Source organism: Nitratireductor mangrovi, from assembly GCF_007922615.2.
Taxonomy (GTDB): domain Bacteria; phylum Pseudomonadota; class Alphaproteobacteria; order Rhizobiales; family Rhizobiaceae; genus Mangrovimarina; species Mangrovimarina mangrovi.
In genome coordinates, this window is record NZ_CP042301.2 from 1,676,587 (window position 1) to 1,690,575 (window position 13,989).

Below are 13,989 nucleotides of genomic sequence, written 5' to 3' on the forward strand. Positions count from 1 at the left end.
TTTCGGACTGCGGTCTTCAGGCGGCCTTTGTCAGCCGCTCCAGGGGCACGAAATCCTGCTCGTACCCGAAGTAGCGTGGCCCAACGAGGTCGAGCCCGGCTTTGGTTCGCCATTGCGGGTCGCTCGGCATGCCGATGAAGGAAAGCGCCAGCCCGTAGCGAAGCTGCTCGGTGGTGATCGGCAGGCCGCCATCGGCGTCGAGCGCGCAGATCAGGTCCGGCGTCGTCGCCAGCGCCGTGCCGTCCTCCTCGCGGGCGATCAGAAACTCGTTCTGGAACTCGACCGTGAAATTGCGGCCCTGGTCGGCGTCAACGCCTTTCAGGATCGCCTTGCCACGGGCAAAGCCGCCGGTGGTACGCCGCTCGATGTCGACCACGCGGGCGGTGAACAGCCGTCGCCCGTCAAGTCGGGAAATCAGCGCCCCGGCCGGATTGCGGTTTTGCGCCCGCTCGGACGCGATGGTGCCGCCGATCTCGCGGATCAGCGACAGCGTGTTGCGCAGGATGCCTTTTTTCATGACCGCACCCTGCATCGGGTAGATCGCGACAAGTGCTGCGCCGCCCATTTCCACCGTTTGGGCGCGTGCCAGCTTCTCCGTCCACTGATTGGAGATGGTGTTGATGACGGAGGAATTGCCCTTTTCGTCGGCGATCACCATCGGCGTCGCGGCGACGCCGTGCATGGTGAAACTCACCATCTGCAGCTCTGGGAACGCGCGCCCCATGCCGTCGCCGTCGATCAGCGGCAGGCCGGTGGCGGAGGCGACCGCGAAGGGAATGGTCGAGTTGAGACCGCCGGCCTCGATGCAGATCAACGCGTTCGCCTTGCGGCCAAGGAAGGTCTCCAGCTGCGCCAGCGCCTCGCGGGCCTCGTCGCCGCGCGGCAGCTTCTCGACCATGACCGTCGGCGCGCCCATCATCGCGACCGGCACGCAAAGCGCGTCGTCGGCAACCTCGTCGGCGTCGATCACCTCGACCGGCCCGTACTTTTCGATGGCCGCCTTGGCCATCAGCTTGCCGATATGCGGGTCGCCGCCACCGCCGGTGCCCAGGAACGCGCCGCCCAGCGCGATCGGCTCCATGTCGTCGGCCGTTACGGTAAAACTGGTCATGACGCGCTCCCTGTTGCCGGTTCGTCCGCCGCCATCGGCCGATACGCGATATCGTCGAAGCCGAAGCCCTTGGGCCCGACCACTTCGAGTGCCTCCGGCGTGCGCAGCAGCGGATGACACGGCAACGCCACGACCGCGATGCGCTGGCCGTAGCGCAGCATCTCGGTGGTGATGGCGTTGCCGGTATCGATGTCGAGAATGATGATCAGGTCCGGCACAGCGATCTCGACCACGCCGTCGCGCTTGAAGACGAGGTTCTCATTCTGGATCAGCACTGAAGCGGTTTGCCCCGAACAGGTGTCGAAACCTTCGATCAGGGCCTCGCCGGTAACGAAGCCGCCCTTCAGGTGCCGCTTCAGATCGGTGATTTTGCCAGTGAAGGCGACACGGCCGTTCTCCATGGCGCAAATCGCGGCGACCGGATCGTCGTGCCGCTGCCGTGCCGCGATGACGGCACGGCCGAGGGCGATCGCCTTGGTGTAGGAATTGGGGATCGAGAAACGCTTGACGAAGGCGCCGCTCATCGGCGCGCTCGCCAGCGTCGAGGCGCCGCCCTGCGAGATGACGCAGGCGCGCGCCATGCGCTCGTGCCACTTTTCGGAGATGGCGTGGTCGAAGATGACGACATTGCCATGCGGATCGCACATTACGCTCGGCGTCGAGCGATGCCCGTAGATGGCGTAGGTCGTCATCTGCATCTCGGGAAAGGCGCGGCCCATGCCGTCCCCGTCAACCACCGGCAGGCCGGCGAAGGAGGCCGTGATCAATGGCTCCATGGCGTTCTGGCCGCCGATCTCCTCGCAGGCGATGGCATCGGCCTTGAACCCCAGGCGCTCCTCAAGCGCCCGCAGGCAGCGCAGGCCCTCACGGCCCTCCTTGATGCGCTCGAAGGAAATCAGCGGCGCGCCGATGCCGCCCAGCGAGACCACCTTGGCATCATCCGGCAGGTCTTCCATGCGGATGATGCGCAACTGGTGGCCGTCGCGCAGGGCCTGGCGGGCGCGCAGCTTGCCGATATAGGGATTGCCGCCGCCGCCCGTGCCAAGGATCGCCGAGCCGATCTCCAAGGCCTCGATTTCGGCCTCGCTAAGGGTCCAGAGGCGGTCAGGCCGCGACAGCATCACCGCCTCCCATCTCGCCCACCACCTTGACGTGGATGCGGGTGGCGTTGCCGGGAAGATAGGCGAGCGGCACGTCCTCGCGCTCGATCACTTCGATGGTCGCCGCACTCGCGCCCGCGCCGATCGCCTTCTTCGTCGCCTCCTCTTCCGCCTGTTTCAAACAGCTTTCACGGGTCAGACCGTTCTCCAGCGAATAGATCCGGTCGACCTCGCCGCTGATCTGGGCGATCGCCGCGCCGACGGCATTGGCCACGGCGAAGTTTTCCGGCCGCAGCACGTCGAGGTCGCCAAGTCTGTCCGGCATCAGGATCGACCCGCCGCCGACGGCGATGACCGGAAGCGGCTCCGGCGAAATCCGGCTGCGCTCGACGGCCGCCTCCAGCATGGCGGTGATCGCCGCGCGCGCACCACGTGCCATGTCGGCCTCGATGCCGGCGACCTTCGACTTGTCGCCGATATCGGCTTCGCCGAGAGCCACCGCGACGTCGGTCGCCGTCAGCGTCTCGCCGCCGAAGACCAGCGCTTCCTTCGTGATGCGATAGCCGACCGACTGAGGGCCGACCGTGACGGCCCCATCGCGCCCGCGACGCACCAGCGAGCCGCCGCCCAACCCGATCGAGAACACGTCCGGCATGCGGAAATTCGTTCGCACGCCGCCAATGTCGACCACGGTGGCAGCCTGGCGCGGAAAGCCGTGCTGCAATGCGCCGACATCGGTGGTCGTGCCGCCGATGTCGACAACAATGCCGTTCTTGATGCCGGTCAGGAAGGCCGCGCCGCGCATCGAATTGGTCGGGCCGGAGGCGAAGGTCAGCACCGGAAAGCGCTTGACCATCGCCGCGTCCATCAGCGTGCCGTCATTCTGGGTTATGAAGAAGGGGCAATGCAGGCCGGTCGATTTCAGCGCCGAACCGAAGGCATCCACCGTACGCTCACTGAGCGCCAGCAGGCTGGCGTTCATGATCGCCGCGCTTTCGCGTTCCAGAAGCCCGATGCGGCCGATATCGGAGGACAAGACCACCTGGAGTTCCGGGCATTTCTTCAGAAGCCGGTCCCTAGCGGCAACCTCCATCTTCCGGTTGATGGGACTGAACACCGAACTGATCGAGGCCGAGCCGATTTTCTTGGCGGCAATGTCCTCGGCGATGCGGTCGATCTCGTCCTCGTCGAGCGGCGCGATCTCGCGACCGTCGAACTCATAGCCGCCGCGCACCAGATAGCCGAGGTCGCCGGCCGCCTCACGCAGATCCTCCGGCCAGTCGACCATCGGCGGCAGACAGGCCGTCGCCGGCAGGCCGAGCCTGATCGCCGCGACCGGACTGATATGCTTGCGCTCGATGACGGCGTTGGTGAAATGGGTCGTGCCGATCATCACATTGGCGATCTTGCCGCGCTCGACGCCGGACTTGGCGAGAACCTGCTCCAGCGCTTCCAGGACTCCGGAGGTGACGTCCTCCGTCGTGGCCGCCTTCACGCCGGCCAGGACGTCCCGGTCATGCATGACCACGGCGTCCGTGTTGGTTCCTCCTACGTCTATGCCCAGGCGATACACCGCAATTCTCCTTTTCCTCCTGTGCCGACGGCCGTCAGGCGACCGCGTCGACAAGAAACTGCTTTTTCTCCTCCGCCGTGACGGAGGGTTTCATCCGTTCTTCCTCTTCGGCCATCACCGGAACCGCCGAGATCAGTGCGCGCGTATAGGGGTGTTGCGGGGCCGCGAAGACCTCTTTCGGAGCCCCCTCCTCGACCAGCTCTCCACGCAGCATGATGGCGATACGGCTGCAGAAATTGCGCATCAGCGAAAGATCGTGGGAGATGAACAGGTAGGTCAGGCCAAGCTCGTCGCGCAGCCGCTGCAAGAGCGCGATCACGTTCTTCTGCACCGAGACGTCGAGAGCCGAGGTCGGCTCGTCGAGCACGATGATTTTGGGATTGGCGGCGAGTGCGCGGGCGATCGCGACACGCTGTTTCTGGCCGCCGGAAAGCTCGTGCGGGTATTTCGACACGTAGTGCGGCGGCAGGTCGACATGACGCAGCAGTTCGGCGATGCGTTCGCCGAAACCCGCTCGGTCGAGTCCTGCAAAGCGCAGCGGCACCGACAGCGTCTGCCCGACCGTGCGCTTCGGGTTGAGCGATGTTCCGGGGTTCTGGTAGACGATCTGGGTCAGATGCCGGAAGGCGTCGCTGCGGCTGGTGCCAACCATCTTCACGCCATCGACGTCGATCTCGCCGCTGCTTGGGGCGATCAGCCCCATGATCATGCGGGCGACCGTCGTCTTGCCGGAGCCGGATTCTCCGGCGAGCCCGAAAATCTCGCCCTTGCGGATCGTCAGGTCGACATCCTTGACCGCGATATGTTCACTGCCCTTGCCGATCAGGCGACGCTCGGCAAACACTTTCGAGACGGACTTCAGGGAAATGATCGGCTCGGCCTGCACGGCGGGCTGGTCGACCACCTTGGGCCCGTAGAGCGGCGGGATCGCGTCGACGAGCTGGCGCGTATAGGCCTCGCGCGGCGCAGTGAAAAGCCGACGCAACGGCCCGTGCTCGACGATTTCGCCATGGCGCATGACGTAGATGTCGTCGGCCATCTGGCGCACCACGCCGAGATTGTGGGTGATCATCAGCAGCGACAGCCCATTGTCGGCCACCAGCCGGTTGATCAGCTTCATGATCTCGTCCTGGGTGGTGACGTCGAGCGCGGTGCCCGGCTCGTCGGCGATCAACAGTTTCGGCTGGTGAAGCAGCGCGAGCGCGATCAGCACCCGCTGGCGCATGCCGCCGGAAAGCTGCGCCGGATAGGCGGAAAACACCCGTGCCGGGTCCGAAAGCTGGACCTTCCGCAACACCTCGTAGATGCGTTTCTGACGGTCCGCCGGACCGGCCTTCTCGCCAAGCCTCATGTCTGCGAAACGCATCACGTCGTCGAGATGGCGACCGATGCGGAAGACCGGATTGAAGGAGGACAGCGGGTCTTGCATGATGACCGAGAAGGCCGTGCCCTTCATGCGGTCGCGCTCGCTTGCGGCAAGGCTCAGCACGTCGCGCCCGTCGAAACGGATCGCTCCGCTTTCCACGATCGCGTTGGCCGGCAGGGTGCCGAGGATCGACTTGGCGGTGACCGACTTGCCCGAGCCGGTTTCGCCGATCAGCGCCACGCGGCCGCCTTCGGGGATCGACAGTGAAACGTCCTTGAGGATGTGAGCACGGAAGCCATAGGTGCGGAAGGCGACGTCGAGGCCCTGGATTTCGAGGAGATGGGTCATCCTCAGGCCTCCACGTCGAACATGTCGCGCAGGCCGTCGCCAAGCAGGTTGAAGCCGAGTGTGGCGTAAAAGATCGCGAAACCGGGTGCGAGCACCTCCCACCACATTTCTGGCAGGAACTGACGCCCGTCGGCGACCATCGAGCCAAGATCGGGCGTCGGCGGCTTCACGCCGAGGCCCAGGAAGGAAAGCGTCGCTCCAAACAGGATGACGAAGGCGGCATCGAGGGTCGTCTTGACCGAGATGACCGAGATGCAATTGGGCAGGATTTCACGTGTGAGGACGTGCCAGTGACTGGCGCCTGCAAGGCGCGCGGCTTCGATGAAATCCTCCGCGGCAATCGATTTCGACACCCGGTAGACAAGCCGGGCGTGCCATGTCCACCACAACAATGTAATCGCCAGCATGGCATTGACGAGGTTGGGCTCGAGCACGTTGCCGATCGCCAGCGCCATCACCAGCGGCGGGATTGCCAGCATGACATTGGTGAAGCCTGTGATGATGCGCTCGGTCAGGCCGCTGAAATAGCCGGCGAGCAGGCCGAGGGCGGCCCCGACCGGCACGGCGACGCCGAGGACGCCAACGACCAGCAGCAAGGAAACCCGGAAGCCGAAAACCACGCGGCTGAGAATGTCTCGCCCGACCTTGTCGGTGCCGAGCAGGTAGGTCATGTCAGGCGCGGAATGGCGGTTGCGAAAGTCGACGACCGCGCCGGCATGGTCCGGATACGGGGCCAGCACGGGCGCGAAAACCGCCGCCAGAACGACGGTGATCACCATGATGCCGCCGATGACAGCGGACGGGTTCCGCGTGAACCGGTACCACGCCATGTAGCGCGTCGAGAGCGCCTCTTCCTGCGGCATGGCCGGCACCGACATCAGCGCGCCTCCTTGAAGCGAAGCCGCGGGTCGATGATCAGGAGCACGACGTCGATGATCAGGTTGGCGACGATGAAGAAGAAGCCGGAGACCAGCACCACGGCCATGACCGCGTTCAGATCCTTCTGCAGGATGGCCTCAAGACCGTAGGAAGCGAACCCACCCCAGGAAAAGACCAGCTCCACAACGAAGGCGTTGCCGATCAGCGAGGCGAATTCGAGCCCCATGATGGTGAGGGGCGCGATCGAGGACAGCTTGAGAAGATAGCGAAAGATGATGACGCGGTCGGGAACACCGAACGATTTGAGTGTCAGCACGTGGTCCCGGCGCTGGTGCTCGATCATCGCCGAGCGGGTGATGCGCGTCACCTGTCCGATACCGGCCATGGCAAGCGCCAACGCCGGGAACAGGATGTGCTGCAAGGCGCTGACAAAGACGTCGAGACGGCCATGCACGATGGAATCGAACAGGAGCAGCCCGGTCGGGCCCTGCGGTGCGGCCAGCGTGTAGTCGATACGGCCGAGGATCGGCCACCCCGGGAAAAAGTTGGCCGCCGCCAGTTGCAGCAGGATGGCGAACAGGAAACTCGGCATGGTGACGCCGACGATCGAGAACAGCCGCCCGGTATTGTCGATCCAGCTGTTACGGTAACGCGCCGTGATCACCCCGAGCGGGACCGAAATCACGACCATCAGGAAAACGGTCACCAGCACCAGTTCCAGCGTGGCGGGCAGGAGTTCAAGAATTTCGATCGCGACCGATTTGCCGGAAATCAGCGAGCGCCCGAAGTCACCGCGCAGCGCACCGCCGAGATAGTTGACGTATTGGACGATGATCGGATCGTCGAGGCCCATCTCGAGGCGCATCTGCTCGACCTGCTCGGGCGTGGCGCTCGGCCCGAGCGCAATGCGCGCCGGATCGCCCGGCACCACACGGGCCAGGACGAAGATCATCAGCGACAGGACGAGCATGACGCCGGCAAAGCCGACCAGCCGTCTCAGCATGACGTCGATTGAGTTGGTTTGCATCGACCGACCCGGTTCCGCCTCGGGCGGCATTCGCTGCCGCGCTGTTCTTGTCGGAAGACTGTCGTGAAGGGGTCAGGTCAATCAAGATCACGAAAGTATGGGTTTTGATCGAATGGGTATAGGTTTTTGGGCGCGTGGTGGCCTTTTGCCGACCTATGCAACCCAGCCGAGCGCCTTGGCGGTCGCGATCGCCTCGGCACGGCGCCGGCAGCCGATCTTTCGGAAGATGTTGGAAAGGTGGAACTTGACCGTCACCTCGGAGAGACCGAGTTGCCTGGCGACGAACTTGTTCGATCCGCCTTCGACCACCAGCAAGAGCACCTTCATCTCCTGCCTGGTCAGTCCGGCCCGGCGCGGGCCGTCGGATGCGGGCGTGTCGAGCGCCCGTACCCTTCGCATGATCTGGCGCACATCATTGGAGGCAAGTGCGAATTCGCGGATACGCTTGTCTTCGAGAAGCCTGTCAAGGAACTGCGTTTCCTCAGCCAGCGGCATGATGGTGCCGAGCCGGGCGCACGCCTCCAGCGCCTTGACGAGCTCGGAGCGCGCAGTGGTCATGTCGCGGTGCAGCTTTGCCAGATGGGCCGCCCACAGCCGCAAGGTCACCGCCTGGCGGTCGGTGAGATGACCGTTGCGCAGGAACTCGGTCACCTGTTCGCGTAGCAGTGGCCGCGACGGCACCTCCCAGATCAGATGCCGAAGCCAGGCCAGCACAAGCGCAATCTCCTGCGGGTCGACAAGGCGGACGAGGTTTTCGACAGCACCTTCGACCCAGGTGCGGTTGACGCGCGACTGGAGCGCCGTCAGCAGGTCGGAAGCTTCTTGCCAGCGGTTGCCGTTTTGCAGCACCGCCACTTCGCGCAGCGTGATGACGAGGCGGAAGCGGTTGGAGCGCCATTCCTGCACGCGCCATTTGTCGAGGAAGACCCGGGCCGCTGCGGGCGCCACGTGGCGGCTGAGTGCCAGTCCACCATAGTTGATCGCCAACTCGGCCACCGTCGGCCAGATCTCGCCATAGGCGAAGCGGTCGAACTCCTCGTTCAGGAAGCGCACCAGCGTGCGCACGTCGCCTTGCTCGTAGCGGATTACCGCCTTCACCAGTCCGAGTATGCGCGCATCAGAGGGTGTGTCGAAAGGCACCTTGGCCAGCGATTCATCGGCATCGCGCACATGGGTTTCGGCAAAGCTCATCGCGCCGCGCATAAGGCACAGGATCGCCTGGTAGAGATCGATGTAGAAGCCAAGCAGGTGCGCGTCGGCCTGGCGGTAGTGATGGCGGGCGCGCCGGGCAATCTCGTCGGCGGCGTCATATTCGCGCCGCCTGACAACCACCTCCAGCATGGCATTGTAGAAGCTGCCGCGTTGCAAATGATCGTCGAGCGGCACCTCGCCGAGCGCATCGAAAACCATGTCACGCATTGCATCGGTGATGGCAATGTCCTCGTACATTGCCATCAGGAAACGGAACAGCCGGAAATCGAGCGGAAACCGCTCGGTGTCGCGCAGCACGCGCGTGACATCGTGGGCGTCGGCGCCGAAGCGGCGGCTGATGAGGTGGCGGGCACGGGCAACATTGCCCGACTTCAGCGCATGCATGGCATAGGCGAAGACGAGCACGTTCTCGCCCTCCTGCATGGCCTCCGGAAACCCCTGCAGCGTATCAAGACAAGGCTCCAGCCCATGGAAATGCATGAAGAATTCGCCGCCGCCAACCTTGAAGAGACGCAGCGCCTCATCAAAATCGCCGCGCTGCTGCGCGGCAACGATCGCGGCAACCGTATCGTCCTGCGTACCAGTCCGTATTCCAGCCGACAGGTCAAGGTGCAACGCCGCGCGGAAATGAACCGCCAACTCGGGATGTCGGAACGCAACTCGACCGGCTGCCCTGTCGAAGAGGATGGCATTGGCAAGCCGCTCGCAAAGGCCGGTTAGAGCGGCTGGATCGACGCCGTTCGCGTCAAGCCCGTTGCCAGCTAACGTCAGGGCTGCGAGCACGGTCCGTTCGCCTGGCGTCAGGGTCGGGAGGATGTCGGCGGCGATCAACGCCCCGGGAACGACCGGCTGCGTGGCGCCGGCATCGCTCGTGGGCCGACCGGCGGTTTCCGTATTGCTGGCAGCAGACATCGAGCCTTCCGCGTGTGGTCGGGACCGGAGTGACCTAGCGCAGCCGCCTTGCTTCTGTCCAACGCGCCCCGCTCGACGTGGCGTCGCTAGGTTCCGCAGAAGGTTCGCAACACCCGCTCGTCCGGCCGCGGGGGTTCCGCGTAGTGGTCGAAGCCCGGCTGCTCGTCGAACGGTCGCGCCGTCACGGCAAGCAATTCCTCGAAAGGCGCGTAGTCGCCCTGCTCCACCGCCGCCACAATAACTGCCTCGACGCGGTGGTTGCGGGCAATATAGCGCGGATTGACGCCGCGCATCGCAGCGCAACGCTCTTCGGCCTCCAGGGGCTCTTGGGCGAGGCGCGCTCGCCAGCGTTCCGCCCACGCATCAAACTGTGTCGGATCGGCAAATTGCGCCCGCGCCTGGCCACCCCGCCCCGGCACGACCTCATCGGCCAAGCCTCGGAAGGTCAGCGTGAAATCGGCCTCGTTCTCGGCCATCGCCTCCATCAAGGAAGCGGCCAGATCCGTGTCGCCTTCCATCTCCGTCGTGAGGCCCAGCTTGCGGCGCATGCCGCCGCGGAAGACCTGCTCGTAGCGCCCCTGGAACGCGCCGAGCGCCCCTTCCGCCAGCTTTACCGCGTCCTCCTGCTCTTCGCTCAAGAGCGGCAGCAACGTTTCGGCGAAGCGGGCAAGGTTCCAGACCGCGATCCGCGGCTGATTGGCGTAGGCGTAGCGCCCCATCTGGTCGATCGAACTGAATACGGTCGCCGGATGGTAGGCATCCATGAAGGCGCAAGGGCCATAATCGATGGTTTCGCCGGCAACGGCCATGTTGTCGGTATTCATGACGCCGTGGATGAAGCCGACCAGCATCCAGCGCGCAACGAGCTCCGCCACTGCGCCGGTGACCGCTTCTAGGAGCGCGAATGCCGGTTGCGTCGCACCTCGAAGATGCGGGTAATGGCGCGCAATGACGTAGTCGGCCAGAGTGCGCACCGCGTCTGTGTCGCCGCGCGCGGCAAAGAACTGGAAGGTGCCGATCCGCACATGGCTGGAGGCGACGCGGGCAAGCACCGCGCCAGGAAGCCGCGTCTCGCGATAGACCCATTCGCCGGTGGTGACCGCGCCGAGGGTGCGCGTGGTCGGAATACCGAGAGCGGCCATCGCCTCGCCGACGACATATTCACGCAGCACCGGGCCGAGCGCGGCGCGGCCGTCGCCGGCGCGAGAAAAGCGGGTTGGTCCCGAGCCCTTGAGCTGGATGTCGCGGCGGCGCCCATCGGCGTCAAGCACCTCGCCGATCAGCATCGCGCGGCCGTCGCCGAGTTGCGGCACGAACTGGCCGAACTGGTGTCCGGCATAAGCTTCGGCAATCGGCTCGGCGCCCACCGGGAAGGAATTACCGGCGAGCATGGCAATACCTTCCGGTCCGGACAGCCAATCGGGATCGATGTTGAGTTGCCGGGCGAGCGCCTCGTTGACCTTGATGAGCTTCGGGTCCGCCACCGGCATCGGCGCGACGCGCTCGAAAAAGCGCTCCGCCAATCGCACATAGCTGTTGTCGAACGCGATCGGACCGCCATCAGCGCCTGGCGCCGCCGTTCTTGCTGCAGTCGTGCTTGCGGACATGATCCTTCGGTCTAGCCGTTTCCTCGCATCCGTTTCTAGCACAGCGGCAGGGTGCGTGTCGCGGAGCGCCAAGCCGCCCATGCCTTCACGGGCTCAACGGTTGGCGGTCCGCGTCGTTCCCCGGACAGAACCGCTCAGCCAGCGAGCTCGGAGATCCCGCCATGATCCGCGGACCATGCGAGTGGCTTTTTCAGAAAGCTCTCCACTTCGGCCAGCGTTGCGGCATCGAAACGCGCCTCATCGCGGCAGACATTGAGCACATCCCACCAGGTCGCGAGATAATGAAGCCGCATCCCCGCGGCTTTCAGGCGGTCCGGTGCGTCCGGAAAGATGTCGTAGTAGAAGACCGCGAACGTGTCGGTGACGCTGGCGCCAGCTGTCCTCAGCGCCTCGGCGAACTTGATCTTGCTGCCGCCGTCAGTGGTCAGGTCCTCGACCAGAAGCACGCGGCGGCCATCAACCGGTGCGCCCTCGATCTGGGCATCGCGGCCGAAACCCTTCGGCTTCTTGCGCACATAGTTCATCGGCAGGCCCATACGGTCGGACAGCCACGCCGCGAACGGGATGCCCGCCGTCTCGCCGCCGACGACGGCGTCGAACTGCTCGAACCCGACCTGGCGGAAGACCACCGAAGCCGCGAAGTCCATGATGGCCGCGCGGATGCGCGGATAGGAGATCAGCTTGCGGCAGTCGATATAGACCGGGCTCGCTAGCCCGGACGTGAAGGTATAGGGCTCGTCGGCGCGAAAATGCACCGCCTCGATCTCCAGCAGCATGCGGGCGACGCTTTTTGCAATCAGCTCACGGTCGGGAAAGGTGTTGGAAAACATCGATCTTTTTTCCTCGCGATAGGAGGCGCAACCGCGGCTGGCGGCTGCCCGTCAGTTGGCCTCATTGGCCACGGTCCAGTGAATCGGGAACATGGGATCGAAGACGGTGACGGGCCCGTCGCCGGTCTCCACGCTGGCCGGGAAATGAATAGCTTCCGTCGACCGAACCAGCGTGATCCTGTCCTCGTTGGCCGGCAGGCGGTAGAACGCAGGGCCATTCAGTGAGACGAAGGCCTCGAGCCGGTCGAGAGCGCCCTCCTCCTCGAACACATGCGCCAGGCAGGAGAGCGTGTTGATTGACGAAAAGATGCCGGCGCAGCCACAGGCACATTCCTTCAGCGCATCGAGGTGCGGCGCCGAGTCCGTGCCGAGGAAGAAGCGCCTGTCACCCGACGTCGCCGCTTTGCGCAACGCCAGCCGGTGTTCTTCGCGCTTGGCGACCGGCAGGCAGTAATAATGCGGGCGGATACCGCCAGCAAGGATCGCATTTCGGTTGATGATCAGGTGATGGGTGGTGATCGTGGCGGCGAGGTTGTCGCCACCAGCGGTGGCGTAGTCGACGCCGTCCCTGGTCGTGAGATGCTCCATGACCACGCGCAGTTCCGGAATGCGCCGCAGCAGCGGATCAAGCACCCGTTCGATGAACACCGCTTCGCGATCGAAGATGTCGACCGCCGGGTCGGTCACCTCGCCGTGGACGCAGAGCGGCATGCCGATCGCCGCCATCTTTTCCAGCACCGGCAACACTTTCTCGATGTCGCGTACGCCGCTCTGCGAATTGGTGGTCGCACCGGCGGGATAAAGTTTGACCGCCGTCACCACACCGTCGCGGAAGCCGGCCTCGACATCGGCCGGTTTGGTCGCCTCGGTGAGGTAGAGCGTCATCAGCGGTTGGAACGCCGAACCTGGCGGCAGCGCCATTTCGATCCGGTTGCGATAGGCTGCTGCATCGGCGACGGTTACGACCGGAGGCACCAGATTGGGCATGATGATGGCACGGGCAAAATGCCCTGCGCTGTATGGCAGAACGCCTGCCAGCATCGCGCCGTCGCGCAGATGCAGGTGCCAGTCATCCGGTTTCCTGATCGTCAGGCTGTTCAAATGCGGGCTCCCGGCTTGCGTTCCGGTCCCTTTCGCACGAAGCAGCGCGGGGCGGAATACCGCGTGCGTGGATTATCCCAGCCTTTTCGGCCCACGATCCCTCTGAAGCGACAGCCGAACGGTGGTGCTCGCCAGCCCCTAACCTTCCAGCCGCGCTTTCAGCCGCGCAACGTCACCGGCGTCAAGCCCGATCCCGGCGAGGTAGCCCGGCGCACCCCCGTGCTGCGTCTCCAGATGGTCGAGCGTTGACCGCATCGTCGCCGGCGGACAGCCGAGATAGGCATCCACCAGCGCCGGGTCGGCGCCCTGGGCCAGCGCCTTCTGCCGGTAGCCGTCGAGCAGAGGCGCGGCGACGGTTTCGGTCAGCGCGTAGTCGGCGATGACCGTGTCTTCATCGACGCCGGCGAGGCGGAGGAGAATTGCGGCAATGATGCCGGTGCGGTCCTTGCCGACGCTGCAGTGGAAAAGCACCATGCGCGGTCCCGCTGCCGCGATTGCTGCAAACACCTGCGCCATCGCCTCGCGGCAGTCGTCGAGTGCCTCGCGGTAGCGTGCTGCCATATCGAACAGCCTGCCGTCATTGTGCAAAGTCGGGATCGGGGCCAGGGCGCCGAACAGCGGCAACGAATGAAACTCGACGGCTTCATGGCTATCGAAGGGATTTGGGTGGCGCTCAACCTCGCGCGGGCTGCGCAGGTCGATCACCGTGCCGAGTCCCATCTCAATGAGCCGAGCCTGTGAGGCCGCACCGAGTTGGGCCGGTCCGCCGCTTCTGAGTACCGAGCGCCAACGCGTGCTCGCGCCAGACACTGTTTCGTAGCCACCGAGGTCGCGCAGATTGTGGAGGCCTTCGAGAGCGATCACCCGCTCCGGCGGCTCCTGCGTCTGCGAGTTCCTGTCAGTCATCGCCACTCTCAACCGCG

General features: G+C 64.8%; 12 protein-coding genes. 1 reads left to right on the plus strand and 11 read right to left on the minus strand.

Annotated elements, in window-relative coordinates; genetic code table 11:
• Positions 1-16: 16 nt before the first annotated feature.
• The 7 genes from FQ775_RS08265 to FQ775_RS08295 form a co-directional block, all read right to left on the minus strand.
• A complete protein-coding gene (locus tag FQ775_RS08265) occupies positions 17-1,111 on the minus strand; it encodes an S-methyl thiohydantoin desulfurase family protein (protein WP_146301453.1) in 1,095 nt (364 codons plus the stop codon).
• Positions 1,108-2,232, minus strand: a complete 1,125-nt coding sequence (locus FQ775_RS08270; protein ID WP_146301454.1) for an S-methyl thiohydantoin desulfurase family protein — start codon at positions 2,230-2,232, stop codon at positions 1,108-1,110. The genes FQ775_RS08265 and FQ775_RS08270 overlap by 4 nt, the downstream gene beginning before the upstream one ends.
• Positions 2,216-3,784: a hydantoinase/oxoprolinase N-terminal domain-containing protein gene (locus FQ775_RS08275; protein ID WP_146301455.1), complete on the minus strand. Its 1,569-nt coding sequence runs from the start codon at positions 3,782-3,784 to the stop codon at positions 2,216-2,218. The genes FQ775_RS08270 and FQ775_RS08275 overlap by 17 nt, the downstream gene beginning before the upstream one ends.
• 34 nt (positions 3,785-3,818) lie before the next feature.
• A complete protein-coding gene (nikE, locus tag FQ775_RS08280) occupies positions 3,819-5,498 on the minus strand; it encodes a nickel ABC transporter ATP-binding protein NikE (RefSeq protein WP_146301456.1) in 1,680 nt (559 codons plus the stop codon).
• A gap of 2 nt (positions 5,499-5,500) precedes the next feature.
• Positions 5,501-6,376: an ABC transporter permease gene (locus FQ775_RS08285; RefSeq protein ID WP_246730304.1), complete on the minus strand. Its 876-nt coding sequence runs from the start codon at positions 6,374-6,376 to the stop codon at positions 5,501-5,503.
• On the minus strand, positions 6,376-7,404 hold the full coding sequence (locus FQ775_RS08290) for an ABC transporter permease (protein ID WP_146301457.1): 1,029 nt from the start codon (positions 7,402-7,404) through the stop codon (positions 6,376-6,378). The genes FQ775_RS08285 and FQ775_RS08290 overlap by 1 nt, the downstream gene beginning before the upstream one ends.
• Positions 7,405-7,557: 153 nt before the next feature.
• The gene (locus FQ775_RS08295; RefSeq protein ID WP_167812848.1) at positions 7,558-9,096 is read right to left on the minus strand and encodes a helix-turn-helix transcriptional regulator; all 1,539 of its coding nucleotides are present in this window, start codon (positions 9,094-9,096) and stop codon (positions 7,558-7,560) included.
• On the opposite strand from FQ775_RS08295, the gene FQ775_RS08300 reads away from it, so the two are divergent.
• Complete coding sequence (locus FQ775_RS08300; RefSeq protein WP_167812850.1) at positions 9,085-9,336, plus strand: hypothetical protein; 252 nt, start codon at positions 9,085-9,087, stop codon at positions 9,334-9,336. The genes FQ775_RS08295 and FQ775_RS08300 overlap by 12 nt on opposite strands.
• 278 nt (positions 9,337-9,614) lie before the next feature.
• Here the strand turns inward: FQ775_RS08300 and FQ775_RS08305 are convergent, their stop codons facing one another.
• From FQ775_RS08305 to FQ775_RS08320, 4 genes are all read right to left on the minus strand, one after another.
• Entirely contained in the window at positions 9,615-11,135 is a 1,521-nt protein-coding gene (locus FQ775_RS08305; RefSeq protein ID WP_146301459.1) for a protein adenylyltransferase SelO, read from the minus strand.
• Positions 11,136-11,269: 134 nt separating this feature from the next.
• Entirely contained in the window at positions 11,270-11,965 is a 696-nt protein-coding gene (locus FQ775_RS08310; protein ID WP_146301460.1) for an orotate phosphoribosyltransferase, read from the minus strand.
• A gap of 51 nt (positions 11,966-12,016) precedes the next feature.
• Positions 12,017-13,066, minus strand: coding sequence for a dihydroorotase (pyrC, locus tag FQ775_RS08315; protein ID WP_146301461.1), 1,050 nt, complete (start codon positions 13,064-13,066; stop codon positions 12,017-12,019).
• A 138-nt stretch (positions 13,067-13,204) separates the two neighbouring features.
• Positions 13,205-13,972 carry a tyrosine-protein phosphatase gene (locus FQ775_RS08320; RefSeq protein ID WP_146301462.1) on the minus strand — a complete coding sequence of 256 codons (768 nt, stop codon included), beginning with the start codon at positions 13,970-13,972 and terminating at the stop codon, positions 13,205-13,207.
• Between the last annotated feature and the right edge of the window lie 17 nt (positions 13,973-13,989).